24 protein-coding genes are annotated in these 22,782 nt (G+C 70.0%); 11 read left to right on the top strand and 13 right to left on the bottom strand.

The genetic code is table 11. From position 1 onward, the window contains the following. The first annotated feature begins 5 nt into the window (after positions 1-5). From Aut01nite_RS11625 to Aut01nite_RS11575, 11 genes are all read left to right on the top strand, one after another. Positions 6-1,016, top strand: coding sequence for a flagellar motor protein MotB (locus Aut01nite_RS11625; protein ID WP_043533214.1), 1,011 nt, complete (start codon positions 6-8; stop codon positions 1,014-1,016). A 19-nt stretch (positions 1,017-1,035) separates the two neighbouring features. Beyond that, on the top strand, positions 1,036-1,494 hold the full coding sequence (locus Aut01nite_RS11620; protein ID WP_043533215.1) for a flagellar basal body-associated FliL family protein: 459 nt from the start codon (positions 1,036-1,038) through the stop codon (positions 1,492-1,494). Positions 1,495-1,634: 140 nt separating this feature from the next. Next, positions 1,635-2,555: a flagellar motor switch protein FliM gene (locus tag Aut01nite_RS11615; RefSeq protein WP_052164606.1), complete on the top strand. Its 921-nt coding sequence runs from the start codon at positions 1,635-1,637 to the stop codon at positions 2,553-2,555. Further along, complete coding sequence (fliN, locus tag Aut01nite_RS11610) at positions 2,552-3,310, top strand: flagellar motor switch protein FliN (RefSeq protein WP_043533217.1); 759 nt, start codon at positions 2,552-2,554, stop codon at positions 3,308-3,310. Before Aut01nite_RS11615 ends, fliN begins: the two co-directional genes overlap by 4 nt. Positions 3,311-3,315: 5 nt before the next feature. Continuing rightward, positions 3,316-3,738 (top strand): FliO/MopB family protein, encoded by a 423-nt coding sequence (locus Aut01nite_RS11605; RefSeq protein WP_043533218.1) that lies wholly within the window; start codon positions 3,316-3,318, stop codon positions 3,736-3,738. A gap of 2 nt (positions 3,739-3,740) precedes the next feature. Then, complete coding sequence (gene fliP, locus Aut01nite_RS11600; protein ID WP_043533219.1) at positions 3,741-4,505, top strand: flagellar type III secretion system pore protein FliP; 765 nt, start codon at positions 3,741-3,743, stop codon at positions 4,503-4,505. Between the two features lie 4 nt (positions 4,506-4,509). Continuing rightward, the gene (gene fliR / locus Aut01nite_RS11595; RefSeq protein WP_043533220.1) at positions 4,510-5,274 is read left to right on the top strand and encodes a flagellar biosynthetic protein FliR; all 765 of its coding nucleotides are present in this window, start codon (positions 4,510-4,512) and stop codon (positions 5,272-5,274) included. A gap of 26 nt (positions 5,275-5,300) precedes the next feature. Further along, the gene (locus tag Aut01nite_RS11590) at positions 5,301-6,392 is read left to right on the top strand and encodes an EscU/YscU/HrcU family type III secretion system export apparatus switch protein (protein ID WP_043533221.1); all 1,092 of its coding nucleotides are present in this window, start codon (positions 5,301-5,303) and stop codon (positions 6,390-6,392) included. 170 nt (positions 6,393-6,562) lie between these two features. Further along, complete coding sequence (flhA, locus tag Aut01nite_RS11585) at positions 6,563-8,617, top strand: flagellar biosynthesis protein FlhA (protein WP_204037515.1); 2,055 nt, start codon at positions 6,563-6,565, stop codon at positions 8,615-8,617. Next, complete coding sequence (locus tag Aut01nite_RS11580; protein ID WP_084000107.1) at positions 8,607-10,115, top strand: hypothetical protein; 1,509 nt, start codon at positions 8,607-8,609, stop codon at positions 10,113-10,115. Before flhA ends, Aut01nite_RS11580 begins: the two co-directional genes overlap by 11 nt. Positions 10,116-10,127: 12 nt before the next feature. Continuing rightward, complete coding sequence (locus tag Aut01nite_RS11575) at positions 10,128-10,373, top strand: hypothetical protein (RefSeq protein WP_052164607.1); 246 nt, start codon at positions 10,128-10,130, stop codon at positions 10,371-10,373. A 136-nt stretch (positions 10,374-10,509) separates the two neighbouring features. On the opposite strand, the gene Aut01nite_RS44255 is transcribed toward Aut01nite_RS11575, so the two are convergent. From Aut01nite_RS44255 to fliD, 13 genes are all read right to left on the bottom strand, one after another. Next, positions 10,510-12,663 (bottom strand): flagellar hook-length control protein FliK, encoded by a 2,154-nt coding sequence (locus Aut01nite_RS44255; protein WP_152629128.1) that lies wholly within the window; start codon positions 12,661-12,663, stop codon positions 10,510-10,512. Between the two features lie 40 nt (positions 12,664-12,703). Continuing rightward, positions 12,704-13,696 carry a transglycosylase SLT domain-containing protein gene (locus Aut01nite_RS11565; RefSeq protein WP_084000109.1) on the bottom strand — a complete coding sequence of 331 codons (993 nt, stop codon included), beginning with the start codon at positions 13,694-13,696 and terminating at the stop codon, positions 12,704-12,706. Beyond that, on the bottom strand, positions 13,693-14,151 hold the full coding sequence (locus tag Aut01nite_RS11560; protein WP_043533224.1) for a flagellar FliJ family protein: 459 nt from the start codon (positions 14,149-14,151) through the stop codon (positions 13,693-13,695). Before Aut01nite_RS11560 ends, Aut01nite_RS11565 begins: the two co-directional genes overlap by 4 nt. Positions 14,152-14,463: 312 nt before the next feature. Beyond that, positions 14,464-15,771: a FliI/YscN family ATPase gene (locus Aut01nite_RS11555; RefSeq protein ID WP_043533226.1), complete on the bottom strand. Its 1,308-nt coding sequence runs from the start codon at positions 15,769-15,771 to the stop codon at positions 14,464-14,466. Between the two features lie 79 nt (positions 15,772-15,850). After that, complete coding sequence (locus Aut01nite_RS11550; RefSeq protein ID WP_236643185.1) at positions 15,851-16,519, bottom strand: FliH/SctL family protein; 669 nt, start codon at positions 16,517-16,519, stop codon at positions 15,851-15,853. Then, positions 16,503-17,528 (bottom strand): flagellar motor switch protein FliG, encoded by a 1,026-nt coding sequence (fliG, locus tag Aut01nite_RS11545; protein WP_043533228.1) that lies wholly within the window; start codon positions 17,526-17,528, stop codon positions 16,503-16,505. Before fliG ends, Aut01nite_RS11550 begins: the two co-directional genes overlap by 17 nt. Positions 17,529-17,544: 16 nt before the next feature. Further along, on the bottom strand, positions 17,545-19,158 hold the full coding sequence (gene fliF, locus Aut01nite_RS11540) for a flagellar basal-body MS-ring/collar protein FliF (RefSeq protein WP_043533229.1): 1,614 nt from the start codon (positions 19,156-19,158) through the stop codon (positions 17,545-17,547). A 120-nt stretch (positions 19,159-19,278) separates the two neighbouring features. Next, a complete protein-coding gene (gene fliE / locus Aut01nite_RS11535) occupies positions 19,279-19,635 on the bottom strand; it encodes a flagellar hook-basal body complex protein FliE (protein ID WP_043533560.1) in 357 nt (118 codons plus the stop codon). 5 nt (positions 19,636-19,640) lie between these two features. Further along, positions 19,641-20,033, bottom strand: coding sequence for a flagellar basal body rod protein FlgC (locus Aut01nite_RS11530; protein ID WP_043533230.1), 393 nt, complete (start codon positions 20,031-20,033; stop codon positions 19,641-19,643). Between the two features lie 2 nt (positions 20,034-20,035). Next, positions 20,036-20,383, bottom strand: coding sequence for a flagellar basal body rod protein FlgB (locus Aut01nite_RS11525; RefSeq protein WP_043533231.1), 348 nt, complete (start codon positions 20,381-20,383; stop codon positions 20,036-20,038). A 178-nt stretch (positions 20,384-20,561) separates the two neighbouring features. Further along, positions 20,562-20,900, bottom strand: coding sequence for a hypothetical protein (locus Aut01nite_RS11520; RefSeq protein WP_043533561.1), 339 nt, complete (start codon positions 20,898-20,900; stop codon positions 20,562-20,564). Next, positions 20,897-21,268, bottom strand: coding sequence for a flagellar export chaperone FliS (fliS, locus tag Aut01nite_RS11515; RefSeq protein WP_043533232.1), 372 nt, complete (start codon positions 21,266-21,268; stop codon positions 20,897-20,899). The genes Aut01nite_RS11520 and fliS overlap by 4 nt, the downstream gene beginning before the upstream one ends. A 50-nt stretch (positions 21,269-21,318) precedes the next feature. Then, positions 21,319-22,734, bottom strand: coding sequence for a flagellar filament capping protein FliD (gene fliD, locus Aut01nite_RS11510; RefSeq protein WP_043533233.1), 1,416 nt, complete (start codon positions 22,732-22,734; stop codon positions 21,319-21,321). Positions 22,735-22,782 lie beyond the last annotated feature (48 nt).

The raw sequence follows: 22,782 nt of genomic DNA, 5'->3' as shown, positions 1-22,782 counted from the left end.
CCTAGATGAGCTCCGGCGGCGGCAAGCGTAAGCAGAAGCACGAAGAACACGAAGAGCACGCCAACCACGAGCGCTGGCTCGTGTCGTACGCCGACATGATGACCCTGCTCTTCGTGCTCTTCGTGGTGCTCTTCTCGATGAGTGACGTGAACCAGAAGAAGTTCGCACAGCTGGCACAGGGTCTGTCCGCCGGCTTCGGCTCCAAGAGCGCGGCGTTCAGCGGGAACGCCGCTCCGCTGGACGGTGCCGCGAACACCGCACAGATCGTGCAGGTCGACCCGGGCTCCAACCCGGGTGACGGGTCCTCCGGCACGGAGGGCCTGAACCAGAAGCAGAAGGAAGCGGTCGAACGGGCCATCAAGGCCGAGGACCGCAAGAAGGCCTCGGCCAACGCGGAGAAGGCGGCCAAGGAGGCCGAGGACCTCAAGGCCATCGAGCGGAAGATCGCCGACGCGCTGGCCGCGCAGAAGCTGCTCGGCAGCGCCAAGTTCACCATCGACCAGCGCGGCCTGGTGGTCACCATCGTCACCAACGAGGTGGTGTTCGCCGGCAACCGCGCCGAGCTGCAGAAGGGCGGCGAGAAGATCTTGAACGCGATCTCACCCACCCTGGCCAAGCTGCCGAACGGTATCGAGGTGGACGGTCACACCAACCAGCTCAAGGCCAAGACCACGTACTACCCGAGCGGCTGGGAGCTCTCCGCCGCCCGTGCCTCGACCACGGTCCGGTTCTTCACCGACCACGGCATCCCGAAGAAGCGGCTCAGCGCGGTCGGTTTCTCCGACACCAAGCCGCTGATCGACCCGAAGGACCCGCGCTCCATCTCGATGAACCGCCGGGTGGACGTCGTCGTACTGACCATGCTCTCGGCCGACCAGGCGGCACTGCTGCCCTCCGCGGCCGGCGCCGACAGCAAGCTGCACACCGGCCAGACCACGGCAGAGCACCAGGCCGAGGTCGCCGCCGAGACCGCGAAGTCCAGCACCACCACTAGCACCACCACCGACCACAACTGACTGAACTGGGGGAGTTCTGATGGCTGACGAGACCACGGTTGCCGAGGCGCCGAAGAAGTCGAACAAGATGCTCATGATCATCATCGCCCTGGCGCTGGTCGTCGTGGGTGGTGGTGGAGCCGGAGCGTTCTTCATGCTCAAGGGCAACTCGGCCGACGCGGCCGAGGAGAAGCCGGTGAAGGGCATCGTCACCGCCGCCGAGAACACCATCACGGTGAACCTGGCCGAGGGGCACTACCTGAAGCTGGGCTTCGCCATCCAGCAGACCGAGGAGTCGGGTGACCACGCGATCGACCTGAACGAGGCCTACCAGATGGTGATCGACCAGTACACCGGCCGCACGGTCGCCGAGCTGTCCACCGCCGAGGGCCGCGCGAAGATCAAGGAAGACCTGGTCGCCAAGCTGGTCGAGACCTACACCCACGACGACGTGAAGCAGGTCATGGACATCTACTACACCTCGTTCGTCACCCAGTAAGACCACCGCATCGGGCGGGTCTCCCCAGGGAGACCCGCCCATCGGCATGAGAACTGGATGAAAACGCCGCCACGGCTCAGCGGATCGGTAACTGAGCCGATGAGGACGACGTGACCACCGCTCAACGATCCCCCGGCAGGATGTCGCGTCGCGGCCAGGGCGGAGGCCCGACCGCGTACGACTTCCGGCGTCCCATCAAGCTCTCCCGCGAACACGTCCGTACGTTGCAGATGGTCTTCGAGTCGTACGCGCGCAGTTGCGGCACCCTGTTCACCACCCGCCTGCGGGTGGTCAGCAACGTCTCGCTGATCTCCATCGAGCAGCTGAACTACGACGAGTACGTCGCCGCGCTCGCCAACCCGACGATCATCGCGGTGGTCACCCTGGACCCGCTGCCCGGCACGGTGCTGCTGGAGATCGCCCAGTCGGCGGTGATGACCGCGATCGATCACATGCTCGGCGGTCCCGGCGGCGCCCAGCCGGAGCGGCCGCTGACCGAGGTCGAGATGCCGCTGCTGCGCGGCCTGATCGAGCGGATGCTGGGCGAGTTGCGCTACGGCTTCGAGAGCATGGTCGACCTCACGCCGAAGCTGAAAGAGATCGAGTACAACGCGCAGTTCCTGCGGGCGCACGCGCCGGGCGACGCGGTCGTGGTGGCGTCGTTCGAGACCAAGATCGGCGCGGAGGAGTGCATCTCCACCATCTGCCTGCCGTTCAACACCATCCTGCCGGTGCTGTCGCGGACCGAGGCGGTCGTGCTGAGCGCTGCCGAGCGGCAGGAGCGGGACACCTCGCTGCGGAACCTGACCGCCGGACTTTCCGCCGCTCCGATCGACGTAGCAGTGCGATTCCAGCCCATTCGGATGCGCACCGATGACATCGTGGATCTGCGCCCCGGTGACGTCGTCCCGCTGGGACATCCGACCAGCCGGCCGCTCGAGGTGACCGTCAACGACATCGTCTTCGCTCACGCAGTTCCCGGTAACCAGGGCGCCCGGCTCGCATGTCTCGTCGTGCCGTCGCCCAACGAGAGCCCGTCCAAGGAGTCTGGCCGCCCATGACAGCGCCCACCATGACCGCGCCTCAGCTCGCGCTCGCCAGGAACGCCGCCGAGGCCGCGCTGGCCGTCCTGCCCACCAGCCGTGCCCTGGTGGCCGCCGACCCGGTCGTACCGGACGCGGGGACGGTGATCGAGGGCCAGGCGATCACGGCGAGGTTCACCGGCGCGGCCTCCGGCGAGGTCGTCGTGGTGGTCGGCCAGGACCTCGCGGACGCCCTCAAGGAGAGCCCGCTCGGCGAGCTCGACCTGACCGCCGCGGTCCGGCCGGCTCTGGAGGCGGCGGCCCGGGTCTTCGGGCCGGTGGTGCTCGACCCGGGTCAGCTGATGGAGCCCGGGGTCGCGCTCAGCGCGCTCGCCGCGAAGGACGGCGCGGTCGCGGTGCCGCTGCGCGACGAACTCGAGATCCGCGCGGTCGTCGCCCTCGCCCTCAGCCAGTGGCCCGGTGACGACGCCGGAGCGGTGAACCTGGCCCAGCGAGCGGCGGCCCCGGCCCGGGGCGCCGGCGGCGGACGGGGTGGCCTGGACATGCTGCACGACGTCGAGATGGAGGTCTCGGCCGAGCTGGGACGGACCCGGATGAGCGTGCGAGAGCTGCTCTCGCTCACTCCCGGCGCGATCGTCGAGCTGGACCGGGCCGCGGGCAGCCCGGCCGACCTGCTGGTCAACGGCCGGCTGATCGCCCGTGGCGAAGTGGTCGTGGTGGACGAGAACTTCGGCATCCGGATCACCGAGATCGTCTCGCCGGGCGCGGAGTAACGGTCTTGATCTCGCTCACCTTCCGTGTCGCCCTGGCGCTGCTGATCGTCCTGATGCTGATGTGGCTGCTGGCCAAGGCCGTGCGCCGGCCGTACACCAGCCGCCGCGACGGGATGCTCGCGGTGCTCGGGCGCCAGCAGCTCAGCCGGGGCTCGGCGGTGGCGGTGATCCGGGTGAACGATCGCGCGCTGGTGGTCGGGATCACCGAACAGCAGGTCAGCCTCCTCACCGAGACCGACCTCGAGCCGTTCGAGACGGACCCGGACGAACACCGTGACGTACTCGAGGTGGAATCGGACGGGCTGCACGCCAACCTCCCCGGCCGGCACCCGATGAGCCTCCGCGGGCGGCTGGACGGCTCACTGCTCTCGCCGCGGACCTGGACCACGGCGCTCGAGACGCTGCGCGACCGGACGACGAGGCGATGATCATGACGCGGCGCGCGATCCCGCTGCTGATGCTGGCGGCGACCCTCATCCTGCTGCCGGGCATAGCCTCGGCGGCGCCCGCGCCGACCCCGTCCCCGCCGAGCATCGACATCCAGATCAACGGAACGAACCCGGACGGCAGCCGCCCGGCCTCGTCACTGGTGATCGTCCTGGGCCTGACCCTGATGTCGGTGGCGCCGGCCCTGCTGCTGCTCTGCACGTGTTTCACCAAGGTCTTCATGGTCCTCGGCATCACCCGCAACGCACTCGGCCTGACCAGCATGCCGCCCAACCAGGTGCTCGCCGGTCTCGCGCTGTTCCTGAGCATGTTCATCATGGGACCGACCGTCTCGGCCATCAACGACCAGGGCGTGCAGCCCTATCTCAAGGGCGACAAGACCCAGTCCCAGGCGTTCAAGGACGGCGTCGAGCCGCTCCGCGAGTTCATGTACGGGGCGACCCGCCCCGACGAGGTAGCCCTGCTGACCAAGGTGGCCGGCCAGAAGAAGCCGGCGAACATCGAGGCCGTCCCGCTCACCACCCTGGTGCCCGCGTTCGTCCTGTCCGAGCTGCGGGCCGCGTTCATCATCGGGTTCGTCATCTTCATCCCGTTCCTGATCATCGACCTCGTGGTGTCCGCCTCGCTGATGTCGCTGGGCATGATGATGCTGCCGCCGGTGACGGTGGCGCTGCCCTTCAAACTGCTGCTGTTCGTGCTGGTCAACGGCTGGGCTTTGATCATCACGGCGCTGGTCGGCTCGTACTGAGACGATGAATTTCGAGGTTGCCACCGCGGAGTTCCTGGCGATCATGCTGGGAGCGGTACGGACCGGCGCCTGGATGATGCTCTGCCCACCGCTGAGCTCCCGGTTCATCCCGACACAGGTGAAGGCGCTGCTCTCGGTCGGGCTGACCCTGCCGATGGCGCCGTACCTGCGGCAGACCGTCCCGTCGCTGGAGACCAAGGATCTGATCTTCACGGCCGCTCTCCAGGTGCTCATCGGCGCCGGTCTCGGCTTTCTCACCGCGCTGCTGTTCGCGGCCCTCCAGGCGGCCGGTGACCTGCTCGACCTCGCCAGCGGTTTCACGCTCGCCTCGACGTACGACCCGTTCTCGCAGAGCAGCAGCTCGATCTTCGGCCGGTTCTACAACCTGGTGGCGCTCACCCTGCTCTTCGCCAGCGACGGGCATCAACTGATCATCCGAGGCTTCCTGCAGAGTTTCCGCACCCTGCCGCTGAACGCCACGTTCGACATGGAGACGTTCAGCCGGCTGCTGCTCGAGGGCATGGGCGAGATGTTCCTGGCGGCGATCCAGATCGCCGGGCCGCTGATGGCGGTGCTGTTCCTGGCCGACGTGGCGCTGGGCCTGCTGAACCGGGTGGCGCCCGCGCTCAACGCCTTCCAGCTGGGCTTCCCGATCAAGATCTTGCTGGTCGTCACCCTCTCCGCGATCGCCATCGCCCAGCTGCCGGGGATCCTCGACACGCTCGTCGACAAGGCGGTCACCGTGGTGGTGCGACTCGGCGGCGGGTGAGTCCCGCGGAGATGAGGAGGTGAGACGTGTCCGGTGAGAAGACCGAGGAACCCACAGCCCAAAAGCTCAAGAAGGCCAAGCAAGAGGGCCAGATCGGGCGCAGCCAGGACCTCGGCGCGTGGGTCGGCATGCTCGCCGCGAGCATCATGCTGCCCCGCACCCTGGGCAAGGCCATGGAGCACGCCCAGGAGCTGGTGGAGAAGATCCCGGACACCATCCAGAATCCGGATCCCGGCAAGACCATCGGCATCCTCAAGGACGCGTTGATGAGTGCCGCCTGGACGGTCCTGCCGCTGGCGCTGACCATGATGGCGGTCGGCATCGTGGCCGCCGGGTCGCAGGGCGGCATCCGGGTCGCCACCAAGTTGTTCATCCCCAAATTCAACCGGCTCAACCCGTTCACCGGGATCAAGCGCATGTTCGGCGGGCAGGCGCTGTGGGAGGGCGCCAAGGCCCTGGTCAAGACGACCGTGCTGGCGATCGTCCTCTATCTGACGATGAAGGACATCGTGCCGGTGCTGATGACCGCCGGGCGGCTGCCGCTCGCCACCCTGGTCGCGGTGATCAACGACGCCGCGATCCAGCTGCTCCGGGCCGCCGCGGCGGCCGGCATCGTGATGGCCGCCGCGGACTACTTCGTGGTGCGCCGGCGGACCAACAAACAGCTGCGGATGACCAAGGAAGAGGTCAAGCAGGAGTACAAGAACACCGAGGGCGACCCGCACGTCAAGGCCCACATCCGGGCCAAGCAGCAGGCCATGGCACGGAACCGGATGATGGCCGACGTGCCGACCGCGGACGTGGTGGTGGTCAACCCGGTGCACGTCGCGGTGGCGCTGCGCTACGAGCCGGAGAAGGGCGCGCCTCGGGTGGTGGCGAAGGGGAAGGGCCCGGTCGCCGCGAAGATCCGGGACATCGCCACCGAGAAGCGGATCCCGATGGTCCAGGACGTGCCGCTGGCCCGGGCCCTGAACAAGGACTGCGACATCGGCCAGGAGATCCCGGCGGAGTTCTTCGGGGCGGTCGCCCGGGTGCTGGCGTTCGTGATGAGTCTGAAGGCACGTGGTGCGGCGGCTGGTTTGCACCGCAACCCGAACCCGACCCCAGCAGCGGCATAACCACTAAATACAGAGATTTCCTCACAAGAGGGTGCAAGAGCAGGGAAGATCGGTGCGTGGCGGTGCCACAGCGGCCTCAGTGACGGCGGATACGCGCCGAACAGACCATTGCCAGGACGGCGACGGCGAGGCCCGGATGGCCATCGGAATGCCCACGCCTGGAAGGTGCCGTGAAGATCCAGAACATTGGCAAGTTCGCCGTACCCATCGGGGTCGTCGGCATCATCATCATGATGGTCGTTCCCTTGCCGACCTTCCTGCTCGACCTGTTCATCGCCATGAACATCACGGCGGCCCTGCTGGTCCTGCTGATCTCGATGTTCGTGCAGAAGCCGCTCGACTTCGCGGTCTTCCCCGCGCTCCTGCTGGTCATGACACTATTCCGGCTCGCCCTCAACATCAGCGCGACACGCCTGGTGCTGCGGGACGGCGACGCCGGCAAGGTGATCCACGCGTTCGGCAGCTTCGTCGTCGGCGGCAACCTGGTCATCGGTCTGGTGATCTTCTCGATCCTGGTGATCGTCCAGATGATCGTGGTCACCAAGGGCGCCGAGCGGGTCGCCGAGGTCGGCGCCCGGTTCACCCTCGACGCGATGCCCGGCAAGCAGATGGCGATCGACGCCGACCTGAACGCCGGCCTGATCGACGACGCCCAGGCGAAGGTGCGCCGCGCCGAGGTGGCCGCCGAGGCCGACTTCTACGGCGCCATGGACGGTGGCTCCAAGTTCGTCAAGGGCGACGCCATCGCCGCCATCATCATCACCATCATCAACCTGGTCGGTGGGTTCGCCGTCGGCGTCATGCAGGCCGGCATGGCCCCGGCCGACGCGATGAACCACTACAGCATGCTGAGCATCGGCGACGGCCTGGTCTCGCAGATCCCCGCACTGCTCCTCTCGGTCGCCACCGGTCTGATCGTGACCCGGTCGGCCACCTCCGGCGACATGGGGCAGACCGTCACCACGCAGCTCAGCCAGAACAAGCTGGCGCTGCGCATCGGCGGCGGGGCAGCGATCGCCCTGTGCATCATCCCCGGCCTGCCGAAACTGCCGTTCCTGCTGGTCGGCGGGGCGGTCCTGGCGATCGCGCACCGGGTGAAGGAGCCGGTGCCGGAGGACCAGGCGCAGGCGGCGAAGGTGGCGGCCGAGGCACCCGACATGCCCGCCCCGGACTCCCCGGAATCGCTGCTCGGCGAGATGCGGATCGACCCGCTCGAACTCGCGCTCGCCCCGGACCTGGTCGACCTCGTCGACCCGGGCAGCGGGGACCTGCTCGACCGGGTACGCGCCCTGCGCCGCAAGATGGCCATGGAACTCGGCGTGATCATGCCGCCGGTGCGGACCCGCGACGATCTGGACCTGCCGCTGTCCTCGTACGCCATCCGGATCTCCGGTGTCGACGCCGGCTCCGGCCAGGCGCCGCCGGGCACCGTGCTGGCCATCGGCGAGGGATTGCACGCGCTCCCGGGCCGGGCCGGCGTCGAACCGGTCTTCGGCCTCGCCGGCAAGTGGGTCCCCGCCGAGATGCACTACCAGGCGGAGATCTCCGGCGCGACGGTGGTGGACCGCGCGTCGGTGATCATCACGCATCTGGCCGAGATCGTCCGGACCAACGCCAGCCGCCTGCTCGGCCGCGAGGACGTCCGGGCGCTCAGCGAGATGGTCAAGCGCACCCACCCGGTGGTGGTGGAGGAACTGACGCCCTCGCTGCTCAGCCTCGGCCAGATCCAGAAGGTGCTGCAGGCGCTGCTCGACGAGGGTGTGCCGATCCGCGACCTGGTCCGGATCTTCGAGTCGCTCTCGCTGCGGGCCAAGATGTCCGTGGATCACGACGGCCTGGTCGAGGCGGCACGCAGCGCGCTGGGACCGGCCATCGCCGCCCAGTACACCACCGCCGGCCGGCTCACCGTGATCACGCTCGACCCGATGCTCGAGCAGAGCCTTCTCGAATCGTTGCGGCCCAGCGACACCGGCGCCTTCATGGCGATCGACGGCATGCGTGCCGAGGCGATCGTCAGCGAGGCCAGCCGGATCTCCGAGGCCGCCGAGCAGCAGGGCATGAACCCCGTCCTGGCCTGCTCACCACAGCTGCGGCTGCCGTTGATGCGACTGCTGCGAGCCGGCTCACGCCGGGTCCAGGTGCTGTCGTACAGCGAAATCTCTGGTTCCACCGCACAGATCGAGACGATAGGGGTGGTGAACGGTGCCTACGCGGGTGCTGCTTGAGGGACCGGCCATCGAGCCGCTGCTGGCTCAGGTGCGTGACGAGTACGGGCCGGGTGTCCGGATCGTCTCCGCAGACAAAGTACGAAGCGGTGGCATCGGAGGCTTCTTCGCGAAGCAGCACTACGAGCTCTCCGTCGAGGTACCGGATTCAACCGAGGACAGTGATGACATGGCGCAACAGACCGTCGCCGGCAACGGCTCACAGAACTTCGAGCGCCTGCTGGAGCAGGCCGAGTCCCAGGACCGGGTGACCACCGAACGTGGTCCCACCACGGCCGATCTACGGGCCCGCCAGGAGGGTCGCACGGCCGGTCTCGGTGACACCGGGGCCGCGTTCGCCGAGCTGATGGCCGGCCTCGACGTGGCCGGTCACCTGGGCGAGGGCCGTGCTCCGGCCCGGTCCCGGCCGGCCGACACCAGGGCCGCCGAGAGCCGGGAGGAGACACCGACGGTGCGCCCCTTCCGGCCGGCCGCGGCCACCGGCTCGGCGGTCAACTCGGGCCATCGCCCGCTGCCCGCGGCGCTGCCGACCATGCCGAGCTTCCCGGAGCGTCCCGCCGCCAGGGAACGCGAGGTCCCCGAGACCGTGACGCCGATCCGCGCCGCCGTGTCCGCGGCGCGTGCGGTCTCCCCCGCCGCTCCGGTACGGCCGTCCGAACCGGCCGACGCACCCCCGCGAGCCGCGTTCGCCCCGGCGCCGATCCGGTCCGCGGCCGAGGTCTACGGCCTCGACGAGTCGGTTCCGGTCTCCCCGGCCCCGGCGCCGAAGTCCTCGGCCCCGCCGCCGCCCACCGACGACCTGGATCCGGTGCAGCGCAACCTGATCACGGTCGGCATGCCCGAGTCGATGGCCCGCAAGATCACTGGCGGGGACACGTACGCCGGGGTCCTCAGCGTGCTCGCCGCCCGCCCGTCCGCGCCCGGCATCCCGGACGGGCCCGGCGAGATCCTGGTGCTGGCCGGTGAGGTGCACACCGCCGTCTCGATCGGCAAGCACATCCTGGAACAGCTGCACGTGGACCAGACCCACCTGTTGCTCGCCGCGCCCTCCACGGCCGGCACCGGGCTGCACTCCTCCCGGCTCATCTCCAGCCGCAGTGCGGCCGAGTCGCGCGCGGACAAGTTGCAGAGCTCCGAGCACCCCTGGGTGGTGGTGGTCGACGCGCCGGTCGGCGGCACCGACCCGTTCTGGGTCAACGACATGTGCGACGCGCTCGGCGCCACCGCCCTCTGGGCCGTCGTCGACGCCACCCGCAAGACCGCCGACACCGCCCGCCACCTGCGCAATCTCGGTGACGTGGAGGCCCTCGTGGTGCACAGCGTGGAGCTCACCGCGGACCCGGCCTCGGTCCTCGGGCTGGACGTGCCGATCTTCTCGCTGGACGGCAAGCCGGCCACCCCGCACGCCTGGGCGGCGATGCTGTGCGCCCGGATCGCGGCCGAGGTGATGCCGCTGGCGGTCATGCCACGCCGGGTGACCCGTTCCGGGCGCCGCTGACCCCGTCGGCCGATGATCAAGCCGTCGGTTCTGCTGTTCGCTCTGCTGATCAGTGCCCCGGCCTGGTACCGCCTGCTGCTCGACGAGGTGGAACTGATCCAGGTGCTGATCCGGTTCCTGGTGGCCGTGCCGATCGCCGCCGTGCTGCTGACCGGGCTCCGCTTCATCTTCGCCGGTTACAAGAAGGACGAGGAACCGGCGAACGTGGTGACGCCCGAGCGGTACGACAACGATCCGGAGCCGGGCAAGTCGTCCTGATCGATCATCTCGCCCGGTGGGGAAGCCGACCGAGATGCCGTTCCGGCTGGTTCGCACTGCCGTCTCATGAACCAGCCGGAACCAGCCCAGCGCGTCGAGGCGCCGGCCGCGGTACGCGGCCGGCGCCTCGACGCTGTCAGGCCTGGATGTCGACGCGGCCGGCACCCGGGTCGACCCGCCGGGTGGTGACCGGCGCGGGTTCGGCGCCGACGTCCGGTCCGCCGGCCGGGCCGTTGCCGGTCCGGCGGTTCAGCGTCTCGGCGAACTGCTGGCGGGCCTGCTGCTGCGGGTTGCCCTGCCGCAGGTCGAGGGTGCAGTTGGTGAACCCGGCGTCCTCCAGCTCACGCTGCAGGTCGGCGAGGGAGGACCGGAGCGCCTCGGTGCCCGCCTCGGTCCCGCCGGACAGCTGCACCGTGATGTCACCGTTGCGGATCTCCGCCACCACCTGAACCGGACCGAGGTCGACCGGGTGCAGGTTCACGGTCAGCCGGTGCACACCGTCGGCGTCCAGCCGCAGCGGAATGATCCGCATGGCGACCTGGGCGGCCGCCGGCGACGGGGTGCTCGGGGCGGGCGGCGGCGGGGCCGCGGTCTCGGCCACCGGCGCGGCGGGCGCCGTGGCCTGCGGACCGGTCACCCCCGCCAGCCCGGCCGCGGCGGGGACACCCGCCGCGGCGGCCTCCCCGGGCCCGGCGGCCTGGGGAAGACCTGTGGGGAACCCGGTCGCCGCGGTGGCGGCCCGGCCGGTGTCGGACTGGCCGGCCCCGCCCTGACCGCTCTGGCCGCCGGTGTCCGCCGAACCCTGACCGGATCCGGTTTCCGCGCCGGTGCCGCCGGTGGCCGTGGGCCCCGCGGCGGTGCCGCCCGGAGCCGTCGTGGCCGGTTCCGCCGCGGCGGTGCCGGTGGTGGCCTCCGCGGGGCGCAGGCTCTCCGGGCGGAGCACCGCGGCGGTCTCCGGTGTCACGGTGGTGGGTGGTGCGGCCGCCGGAGCGCCCGGAGCTCCCCCCGCGGCGGACGGCTGACCCGCGGTCGCCGCCGGGGCTGTTCCGGGCGTCCCCGTCGCGGTGGCCGGGGCCGTCGCGGCCGCATCGGTCGTGCCGGCCGCCTGTGGCGTGGCGGCGGTGCCGGCCGGGGCCGCGGTCGCCGTCGGATCCGGTGTGGCAGGGCCGGGGAGAGTACCGGCTGCGGTGGGGTTCGCCGCACTCCCGGCCGTCGTCGCCGCCGCCGTCGCGGGTCCGGTCGCCGCTGGAGTCACACCCGCCCCGGCCTGGGGTGCCGCAACGGTGACCGGGGCCGGACCGGTCGTCTCGCCGGTGCCGGTGGCCTCCGGCGTCGCCTCGGCGGGCACCTGCACCGCCATGCCGGTGATCGTGCCCGCCAGCGCGACGGCCGAACCCGCCTCGATGCCGGTCGCCTGCTTCTGCTCCGGTTCAGCCGTCTCCTCGCGGACCGGCCGCGTGGTCTCGCCGGCCGCCGTGACCGTGGTCGTCTCGCCGTCCACCGGACGGGAGCGGGTCTCGGCGCCCGGCCGGTTCGCCGTACGTCCGGCGCCGTCCTGCACCGTGCTGTCCCGCCCGGTGCCGGTCTTCGCGGTCGTCGGTTCACCGGGGGGCCGTCCCGCGGTCTCGGCAGGCCGCTTGGTGTCCTGCCCGGCTGCGGGCCGCTTGGTGTCCGGCCCGGCCGTCTGCACGGGCCGCTTGGCGGCCTGCACCGGCTGCCTGGTGTCGCGCCCGGCGGAGAAACGCCGCTCGGCGGCCGCCCGCTGTGTGGTCTCCCGCGCGTCCGCCGCGCGTGCGGCAGCGCGGTCCACTGTGGCCCGCTCCGTCGCGGCCCGTCCCGTCGCGGCCCGCTCCGTCGAGGCCCGGTCCGCTGAGGCCCGCTCTGCTGAGGCTCGCTCCGCTGTGGTCCGCGACAGGGCGGCCCGGTCGGTCGCCGCCCGGTCGGTCGCCGCCCGGGAGAACGCCGCCCGCCCGGTCGCCGCCCGGGCCACGGCGTTCCGCTCGGCGGCGGCCCGGTCCGCGGCGGCACGGGCGATCGCGGCCTGGTCGGTGGTCTGTGCTGCCGCCGTCCGGGCCGCCGCCGCCCGCGCCGCGCGCTGCGCGTCCGCCGCATGATCGCCACCGGCCCGTTCCGGTCTCTCCCGCTCGTCCTCGCCGGACGGCCGGCCCAGTTCGGCCGAGAGCGCCGAATCGAAGTCCGTCCCGCCCTCCTCGCGCCGCCCGCCCGGCCGCCGGGACGCCTCGGCACCCGGCTTGCGGTCGGGACCCGTCACTGAACTCGGCATGCTCATGCGGTCTCCCCTGCTCCTGCGTATCTGCTCCGGTAGGACCTCAGCCGCCGAGCGCGGCCAGGGCCTTCTGCACCTTCGGGACGTATGCCTGGGTCTCCGCTGACGGCGGGATGCCACCGTGCCGGTGCACCGCCCCACCGCCGGCGTTGTACGCGGCCAGGGCCAGCGGCACCGACTTGAACTCGCGCAGGTGGGAGGCGAGCAGCTTGGCCGCGCCGTTGACCGCCTGGGCGGGGTCGAACGCGTTGTCGACGCCGAGGCCGCGGGCGGTCGCCGGCATCAACTGCATCAGGCCCTGGGCGCCGGCCTTGCTGACAGCGCGCGGGTCGTAGCTGGACTCGACCTTGGCGACGGCGGCGAGCAGCTTCGGTGAGACGCCGTGCCGGGCGCCGGCCTGCTCGAACAGTTCGGCGTACGGCACACCGCTCAGCCCACCGCCGGCGACGGCCCGCAGACCGGCCGGGCGCAGCGACGACATGTCCTGCACGGCGGCGGCGGGCACGTTGTCGATGATGCGGCGGATGGCGCTGGGGGTCTCGTACACGCTCTGGATCTTGACGTGGTCGCCCGGTTTCGGCGCCGCGATCATCTTGTTGTCGCCCAGATAGATCGCGACGTGGTCGACAGGCGAGTTGAAGGCGAGGACGTCGCCGGGCTTGGCATCGGCCAGACTGGCGACCGGCCGGCCGGCCTTCGCCTGCTGCCAGGAGTTGCGGGGGAGATCCACGCCGAGGTCGGCGTAGGCCCGCTGGATGAAACCGGAACAGTCCAGGCCCTTGCTCGGGTCGGTGCCGCCGAAGACGTACGGCGTACCCAGGTATTTCTTCGCCGCCGCGACGACGTCGCCCCCGCTCGGCCCGGCGCCCCGGCCCGGGCCGGTGGCCGCTCCGGTGGCGCTGGAGAGCGCCGAGGCGAACCGCGTGCCGGAGGTGCCGCCGGTCGCCGCCGGAGCCTGGGCTGCCGCGTTCAGCCCGAGCTGACCTTGCAGCTCGGAGATGCGCGACAGGACCCCGGCGACACCCAGCATGGTCATGACTCGCCCTGCCCCGGGTCGTTCACGCTGCCGGCGGAGCTGCGCGCCTTGGCGGAGATCGCGAGCTCGTCCAGGTTCGCCTGGTCGGTGCGCAGATCATGGGCCTTGACCATGGCCGCGTGCCGGTCGGCCATCATCTCGACCGCACGGCGGCGCTTGGAGGCGTCGGCGAGAGCGGCCATCCGCTGCCGCTCTACCTCCTCGGCGTCGGTCACCATGCGCTGCGCGTCGAACAGGCCCGCCGCCAGCGACTGCCGGGCGACCAGGGCGGCGACCATGGCCCGGGCCGAGCCCTCGGACGGTGCGTCCGCCCCGACCAGGTCCAGCCGGCGGCGCTTCACCATGGCTTCGGCGTCACGGATTTCGGCTCGGGACTGGATCACGGCGCCGCGGGCGGCGTCCTCCTGCGCCTTGCGGGCGCGCAGCACGGGTGCCAGTCGGAACAGACGATTCAACGTTGGCCTCCTAGTGGGGACGGTTGGCCCTCACCTCACCGCTTCGGCCCGTCGGCTGATCCACTGAGCCCTGCACCCGCTTCGCTACTGAGCGGCCGGAGGGCGATTTCCAAACCCCGGGAAAGGCAACTTCACGACCCTTTTCTCGTACGCCGCAAACTGCTCTCGACCGCATCGGGACCGCACCGCCTTCTCCGCGCCAGGTTTTCCCGGCGCGAGACCGAAACGCGGCCGCCGGGCCGAAGCGGTGGTTGCGGCTGGTTCTCGGCGCTGTCTCACGTGCCGTGAGACACGAAGAACCAGTCACGAAGATCAGGTCGTGGCGATCAGGGCGCGAAGGGCGGCCCAGGCGGAATCGGCGGTGGTCCGGTCGTCGAGGTCCTGACGGAGGAAGGCGCTGATCTGCGGCCAGGCGGCGTTGGCGCGGTCGGCGTCCGGGTTCGTGCCGGGAACATAGGCGCCGATCTCGACCAACTCGCGAACCTCCCGGTGGGCGGCCATCAGCCGGCGCAGCTCGGTGGCGTCGGACCGCTGCTCCCGGGTGGTGATCTTGTTGGCGACACGGGAGATCGAGTCGAGGGCCTGGATCGCCGGGAAGTGGCCGGCGGTGGCGAGCTTGCGGTCCAGCACGATGTGGCCGTCGAGGATCGAGCGGGCCGCGTCGGCGATCGGCTCGTTGTGGTCGTCACCCTCGACCAGCACCGTGTAAAGGCCGGTGATGCTGCCGCGGGCGCCCGGCCCGGCGCGTTCCAGCAGCGAGGCGAGCATCGCGAAGACCGACGGGGGATACCCCCGGGTGGCCGGCGGCTCGCCCACCGACAGGCCGACCTCACGCTGCGCCATCGCCGCCCGGGTCACGCTGTCCATCATCAGCAGCACGTCGGCGCCCTCGTCCCGGTAGTACTCGGCGATCCGGGTGGCGACCGCGCCGGCCCTGAGCCGGACCAGCGGCGGCGTGTCCGACGTGGCGATCACCAGCACCGAACGGGCCAGCCCCTCCGGGCCCAGGTCGTGCTCGATGAACTCGCGCACCTCACGGCCGCGCTCACCGACCAGGGCGACCACGTTCAACTCGGCCGCGGTGCCCCGGGTGATCTGGCTCATCAACGTCGATTTGCCGACGCCGGAACCGGCGAAGATACCGATGCGCTGGCCCTTGCCGCACGGGACGAGAGTGTCCAGGACGCGTACCCCGAGAGACATCTGAGCGCCGACCAACTGGCGCTCCATGGCCGAGGGCGGCGCCGCGTCGATCGGCACCAGGCGCCCGCGCAGCGGCGGTCCGCCGTCCATCGGCCGGCCCAGGCCGTCCAGGATGCGGCCGCGCAGGTCCGGCCCGACCGCGATCCGCAACGGCCCGCCGGTGCTCACCGCCGGGGTGCCGGCGCCGATCCCGGTGATCGGGCCGAGCGGCATGCAGGACAGCCGTTCCCCGTCGAGCGCGGCCACCTCGGCCAGGATCGGGTCGGTGGCGCTGCCGAGACGCAGCAGGTCACCGACGTTCGCTTCGAGGCCGCTCACCGTCACCCGCAACCCGACCGCGCCGGTGACCCGCCCACTGACCAGCGGACGGGCCGCCTCCATCGCACTGTGCAGCCGGTGCTGAAAGACATCAGTCATGTGTTGGCTGTCCCCCACTCGGAAGTTCGAGAGCGCAGGCAGGACCCGCCATGACCTCGCTGCGCTCGGCCATGCCGGGTCACAGACGCAGCGCCTCCCGGGCACGGTCGACCGCGGCGGCGATGGTCGCGTCGACGGTGGCGGTGCCCGTCTCGGCGACCGCGTCACCGGGCTGGAGCCCGGGGCCGGGGCGCAGCGTGATCCGCCGGCCCTCGAAGTCGAAACCCTCTCCGGAGCCTTCACCCACGAGGCTCCGGAAGTCGTCCGGGTGCAGGCTGACCGTCATGTCGCCGTGTTCCGGGGCGGCTGTCACGGCCCGGCGCAGGGCGTCGGCCCCACGTTCCGGGTCGTCGCGCAGATGCCGGCCGATGATCGCCTCGGCGAGGTCCCAGGCACTGGCCAGCACGACCTCCTGCAGTTCGGTGAAGGTCGGCATGAGCTGGTTCTCGAGGTCGGTGACGGCCCGGCCGAGGGCGTTCACGGCCCGGTTCAGGGCGGCGGAGCGGCGCTGCTCGTACGCCTCCTCGGCAGCGTGCGCCCGGGCCGTGGCCGCCTCCGCGGCCTCCGCCGCCTCGCGTTTGCCCTGTGCCCAGCCTTCGGCGTACCCGGTGGTCCGGGCCTGCTGTTTGGCCTTCTCGACGGCCTCGTTGTCGACCGGGATGTCGTGTCGCAGGTCGACCCCGAAGCGGGCGGCGGCCAGGTTCTCGGCGGCGACGCCGCGGAGCACCCGGTCAGGCGATGAGCTCATCCGCCTCACCGCCACGCTGGATCTCGATCTGGCCGGAGTCCTCCAGGGTGCGGATGACACCGACGATCTTGGCCTGCGCCTCCTCGACCATCTTGACCTTGACCGGGCCGAGCAGGTCCATCTCCTCGAGCAGGTTCTCCCGGCCGCGTTCGGACAGGTTCTTGGTGACCTTGTCGCGCACGCCCTCGGGCACACCCTTGAGGGCACAGGCCAGGTCGGCCGGTTCCACCTGGCGCAGGATGAGCTGCACCGCGCGGTCCTCGAGGTTGACGACGTCCTCGAACATGAACATCCGGCGCCGGATCTCCTCGGCCAGCTCGGGGCTGCGCGCCTCGAGGGCCTCCAGGATGAGACGTTCGGTGGTGCGGTCGGCGCGGTTGATGATGTCGACGAGCGGTTGCAGACCGCCGACCGTGGAGAGCTCGTCCGGCTGGAGCACGCTGGACAGCTTGCGCTGCAGGGCGCTCTCGACCTGCCGGATGATGTCCGGCGAGGTGCGGTCCATGATCGCGATGCGGTGCGCGACCTCGGTCTGCACCTCCAGCGGAAGGCCGGCCAGGATCGACGAGGCCAGCCCGGAGGGGATGTGCGCGAGCACCAGCGCGATGGTCTGTGGATGTTCGTACTGGACGTACGAGAGCAACTGTCGGGGGTCGGCGTTGCTGAGGAAGTTGAACGGGATGTCGTTCATCGACGCTTCGAGCCGCTCCAGGATGAGCGCCGCCCGCTCCTTGCCGAGCGACGCCTCCAGCAACTCCCGTGCGTAGTCCATGCCACCCGACCCGGCGTATCGGGTGGTAGCCATGGCGTAGAACTCGTCCATCACGTCGTCGACCTGGAGCGGGTCGAGCTTGCCCAGGCGGGCCACCTCGGCGGACACCATCTCGACCTCTTTGTCGGTCATGTTCGCCATGACCTGGGCCGCGTGCTCCTTGCCGAACTGGACCAGCATGATCGCGGCCTTGCGGACCCCGGTCATGTTGAGCGTGGTGAGCGCCGGTGTAGTCAACTGAAACTCCTGTGGTTCAGCGAGGGTTCGTGTCGGCGGAGATCCAGCTGCGGATCAGGGACGCGGTCTCGTCCGGCTTCTCCCGGACCAGCTCCTCGATCTCACGATGCCGCTCCTCGCGTGCCTCGTCCGTCTTTCCGGCGAGCTCCGGCAGCTCCAGCGCGTGCGCGACGGTGACGTCCAGTTCGGCCGCCCGCTGCGCCTCCAGTGCGGCCTGCATCTCCTCGAGGTGGCGCCGTTCCTCGTCGGTGAGCTGCTGCTGGCGCTTCTTGGCCCGCCGGTTGGCCCGCCAGGCCAGGAAGATCAGCATCAGGACCACGAGCACCAAGGCCGCGGTCTGGATCAGCTTCGTCTGCTTGGCCGCCTTCTCGGCCGCCGCGGCGGCGGCGAGCTCGTCCTTGACCGCCTGCGCCTGGGTGTTGTCGAACGGCATCGAGGCCACCGCGATGGTGTCACCGCGGGTCGGGTCGATGCCGGCCGCCGCGCTGAGCAGCTGCTGCACCTCGTCCGGGTCGACCTGGCCGGCCACCGTGCTGTCCAGCAGAACCGACACGTTGAGCCGCTCGATGCTGCCCGGAGCGTTCCGGCGCACCTCCTCCACCTCGTTGAAGCGGCGGGTCCGGGTCTCGTCCTTCTGCTGGTACTGCCCGGAGCCGTTGCCGCCGTTCGGCACCTGGATGTTGTCCGGGCCGAGCACACCGCCCGACGTGTTGCCGGTGCCGCTGTAGGTCTCGCTCTTGACGTTCTCCTGCTCGGCCGGCATGGAGGGGTCGGTGCTGTACTTCTTGGTCCGGGTCTCCGCCTGGTCGAAGTCCAGGACCGGGGTGGTGGTGACCACCGAGTGGCCGGGCCCGACCAGGTTGTCGAGCATCCGCTGCAGGGAGCTGTTCAGACGGTTCTGGAACGCCACGGTCTGCTGCTCGGCGGCGTTGTCCGCGCCGGTGGAGCCGATCGTGTTGCCGCCACCGGTGGAGAGCATCCGCCCGTCCGAGCCGGCGACCGTGACGTGGGTGGGGTCGAGGCCCTCGACGCTCGACGCGACCAGGTGCACGATCGACTGCACCTGCTGCTGGTCGAGCTGGTCGTTCGCCTTCGAGGCGACCAGCACCGACGCGGTCGGCTTCTTCTGGTCGTCGGAGAAGACGTCCTCCTTGGGCATCACGAGGTGCACCGTCGCGGCCTCGACACCCTCGATCGCTTTGATCGTCTTGGACAGCTCGCCCTCCAGCGCCCGCTGGTAGTTGGCGTGCTGCATGAAGTCGCTGGTGGTGATGCCCTGCTGGTCCAGCAGCGAGTAGCCGGTGCCCTCGTCGTTGGGCAGGCCCTCGCCGGACAGCTGGAGCCGGAGCTGGTTCACCTGGTCGCGCGGCACCAGGATGGTCTGGCCGTCATTGGCCAGCTCGTACTGGGTGCCGGCTTTCTGCAGCGACTCGACGATCGCGCTGGCGTCCTTGGTCGACAGGTTGTTGAAGAGGATCTGGTACGACGGCTTCGCGGCCCAGGCGGCGAAGAAGTAGCCACCGACGGCGAGAGCGAGGATCGCGAAAACAGTGACAGCCTTCTGTCCCGGTGTGAAGGACTTGAAGGTGTCCGTAACGCGGCGAACCGGAGCGGGAAGGCGGTCGGTCATATCAGGCTCGGCTCTCCGGGCATGCCCTCACGGCCCTTGCTTCGCTGCGGTGCGTTCGGGTCATGCTGGGCTTTCCTGGGCATGCCCTCACGGCCCTTGCTTCGCTGCGGTGCATTCGGGTCATGCCTGCATCCTCATGATCTCCTGGAACGCCTCGACGGCCTTGTTCCGGACGGCCATGGTCAGTTGCAGGCCGAGACCCGCCTCGGTGGCGGCCATGGTGTACTGCGCCGGGTCCTGGAGGCGGCCGTCGGCCACCTGAACCGCGAGGTCGGCAGCCTTGGTCTGGGAGGCCTGGACGTTCTCGATGCCCTTGGCGAGCATGCCGGCGAAGTCGGCGTTGGGGCCGCTGGGCGCCTGGGTCTCCGAGGTGCCGAGCATGCTGCCGAGGCCGTTGAGGCCACCCAGGCCGACGCCGCGACCGCTGATTCCTTCGATGCCGGAGAATCCGCCGAGCGGACTGATCGGTGAGGTCAAGGTGATCACTTCCCGAGGTTGATCGCGGCGTTGTACGACTCACGTGCCCGGTCGACGACCGCGAGGTTGGCCTGGTAGGAGCGCTGGGCCATCATGAGCTGGGCCATCTGGTTGCCCATGTCGATGTCCGGCCGGCGGACGTAACCCTCGGCGTCGGCGAGCGGGTTGTCCGGCTCGTAGGCCAGGATCCCCTCGGCGTTGCCGTATTGGATTCCGGCGACCTCGGCCCCGTTGCCGTCCTGCGCTGCACGCGCCGCGACGTACCGGGCCTGGAAGGCGTTCTCGCTGGTACGCGTGGTGGTGTTGATGTTCGCGAGGTTGTCGGCGACCGCGTCCAGCCACTTGCGGTAGACGGTGACGCCGCTACCGGCGATGCCGATGGCGTTGAAGGTGCTCATCGTCAGGCCCCCTTGATGGCTTCGCGCAGCGAGTTGTACTTGCCGTCGAGCGCCCGGATGGCGAGGTTGTAACGCATCGTGGTGTCGACGTGCGACAACGTTTCCTGGTCGAGGTTGACGTTGTTGCCGTTGAGCCGGGTCGGCTCGAGCGACTCATGCACGCTCGGGGTCACCCCGAGCGGAGACTGGCCCCGGGTGACGGCGCTCTGCAGCGCCTCCTCGAACTTGACCTTACGTGCCCGGTAACCGGGGGTCTCGATGTTGGCGATGTTGTTGGCGATGGCCTGCTGCCGGGCGGCGAGCCCGGCGATGGAGACGCGGAGAGAGGCGGATGCGCGGTCGTCGAACAAGGCGAACTCCCTAGTCGATTCCGTGGAGCCGATCCGTGGCTTTTCGGTGAGCGATCCGTGCTCGTACCCTGCACTTCGGCGCGCTCCCGGATCCGCTGAGTCGCAACCGGTTGCTGGGAGGTTGCACACAGAAAGGTCCCGGCCCCTTGCGGGGTCCGGGACCTGTGCCATATGGGATCTAGATTGCGAAATCCAGGTAAACCGGGCGTTTGACCGCCTCACCGGTCTCGATCCGGGAGGTCATCGCCATCTGCTGGCGGTTCGCGGTCAGCCGCTTGGCGATCTCCTCCGCCACGGCCAGCTGCCGGGTGAGGATCTCGTCGGCCCGCGGCCTGAGCTCCAACGGCAGAGCGCCCAGTTCGGTCGGCGGCCGCCACGGATTCGCCGGCGGAGTCTCGGCGAGGCGGCGCTCGTCGAGCAGCATCGTCTCGACCGCGAGGACGTCCATCTCCAGGTCGTCCAGCGCGGCGGTCCAGGCAGCCCGCCAGTCCAGGCCGCTCTCCGTCGCGGTGCTCATGTCGCGGCCGCGGCCTCGCGCCACGCGTCGCGCAGCGGCTCCAGCAACTTCCGGCAGCTCGCGACCCGGTCGGCGTCCTGCTTGATGTTGGCGCCGATCAGCTCGGTGATGATGAAGCCGTACAGGCTGGCCAGGCCGGGAGCACCGTCCCAGGCTTCCAGGTTCAGGGTGGCGCGGAGCTCCAGCACGATCTCCTGCGCGTGCGAGATCCGATCGTTGGCCAGGGCCCGGTCGTTGTGCCGGATCGCCTCCTCGCCGTGCATCAGGTCGAGGATGAGCCGGTCGTACAGCATGACCAGCAGTTTGCCCGGCGATGCCGTGTTGATCGAGTCCTGCAGGTAACGGTCGCGAAGGTTGGGTGCGCTCATGAGTCTCCCTCGGTCAGGGGCAGTGGTCGGCCGGGGTCGGGTGAAGGTCGTCAGCCGCCGAGCTGTCCGCTGAGCCAGCTCGACTGGTTTTGCAGCTTGCCGAGAGCCGTCTCCAGGGCGGCGTACTGCCGCTGCAGCGCCTGACGCCGGGACGCCAGGCGGATGTCCCAGTTGCTGACCTGGTCGTTAAGCGTCTCGATCTCGGTCTTGCGGCCCTCGACCACGCTTTTGACCGTCTTCTGCTGCCGGTTGGTGAGGATCCCCATATTGCTGCCGAAGGCCATGCCGGCTTCCCCGGCCAACGCCGGGTCTTTGGTGTAGGTCTCCTTGAAGGCGCTCTCCTTGAACTCCAGGAGGCCGCCTTCGCCGATCTTGATGCCGAGCCGGCTGAGCGAGGGACCGTCCGCGCCGAAGTCGAACGGCTCGCTCACCACCTTGCCGTCCGCATCCAGCGACTTCTTGCTGGTGAGCCCGGTGCTGATCTCGCTGAGCAGGGCTTGGGACATCTGCCGGATGGTGAAGTCACCGGTCAGCGGCGAGCCCTTGCGGGTCTCCGGGTCATACGCGGTCTGCGTCTTGATCTCGGTGAGCGCTTCGTTCGTGGCGTCGACGAACGCCTTGAACTTGGCCGCGATGGCGTCCACATCCGTCGTCGCGTCGACGGTCACACCGTTCTCCTCCTTGGAGACGGTGACGGTCACGCCTGGCATCAGGCCGGTGAAGGTGTTGCTGTCGCTGGTCACCTCGTACGCGGCGGATCCGGCGTCCGGGTTCATCTTGAGCACCGCGTTCGACGCCACGGTGGTGGCCGGGTCGGTGGTCAGGCCGGTTTCCGGGTCGGGGAGGCCGAGGCCCTCGAATCCGACCAGCTCGAACCCGTTCTCAGCGCCCGCCTTCGCGCCGGTGAGCTGCAGCATGCCCACGTTTTCCCCGGTCTTCACGACGTAGGCGCGGATGCCGATGTCGGCGCTGTTGATCGCCGCGGCCAGGTTGTCCGGCGTCGGCGTGGGCATGGGGTCGCCGGAGAGCGTGATGGTGTGGGTAGCGCTGGGGTCGGCGACGCCGGTCCCGTCGTTCTTGCCGATCTTGATGTCGAACGAGGGGGGAAGCGCGTTGTCGGCGGTGGTGTCGACACGCAAGACGGTGGTCTGAGGGCGAGCCACCGACTTGACGTCGAACTTGACGTTGCCGGCCATGGCACTGAGGCCACCGGATGTGGCGGTCACCGACTCGGAGCTGGACTTGGTCTTCATCGTGCGCCAGGTCTCGAGCCGGCCGATCGCCTTACCCGCCGTCTCCGCGGCCGCGAGCTTGGTGTTGATCGCCTGGTAGGACGTGACGGTGGTCTGGGCGGTCTCGACCTTGTTCTTGAGCTTCGTCTGCGGCGCGGCCTCGACCTGCATCATCTGCTGGATCATCGAGGAGGTACTGAGGCCGCTGACGAGGCCGTCGACAGAGCTGCTCACGGAAACCTACTTTCCTTCACCGACGACGATCACGGAGCGGGGGTAGCC

Origin of the sequence: Actinoplanes utahensis (assembly GCF_016862455.1) — a bacterium.
In the GTDB taxonomy this organism is placed as follows: Bacteria; Actinomycetota; Actinomycetes; order Mycobacteriales; family Micromonosporaceae; genus Actinoplanes; species Actinoplanes utahensis.
This window is presented reverse-complemented; position numbering and strand designations above follow the sequence as displayed.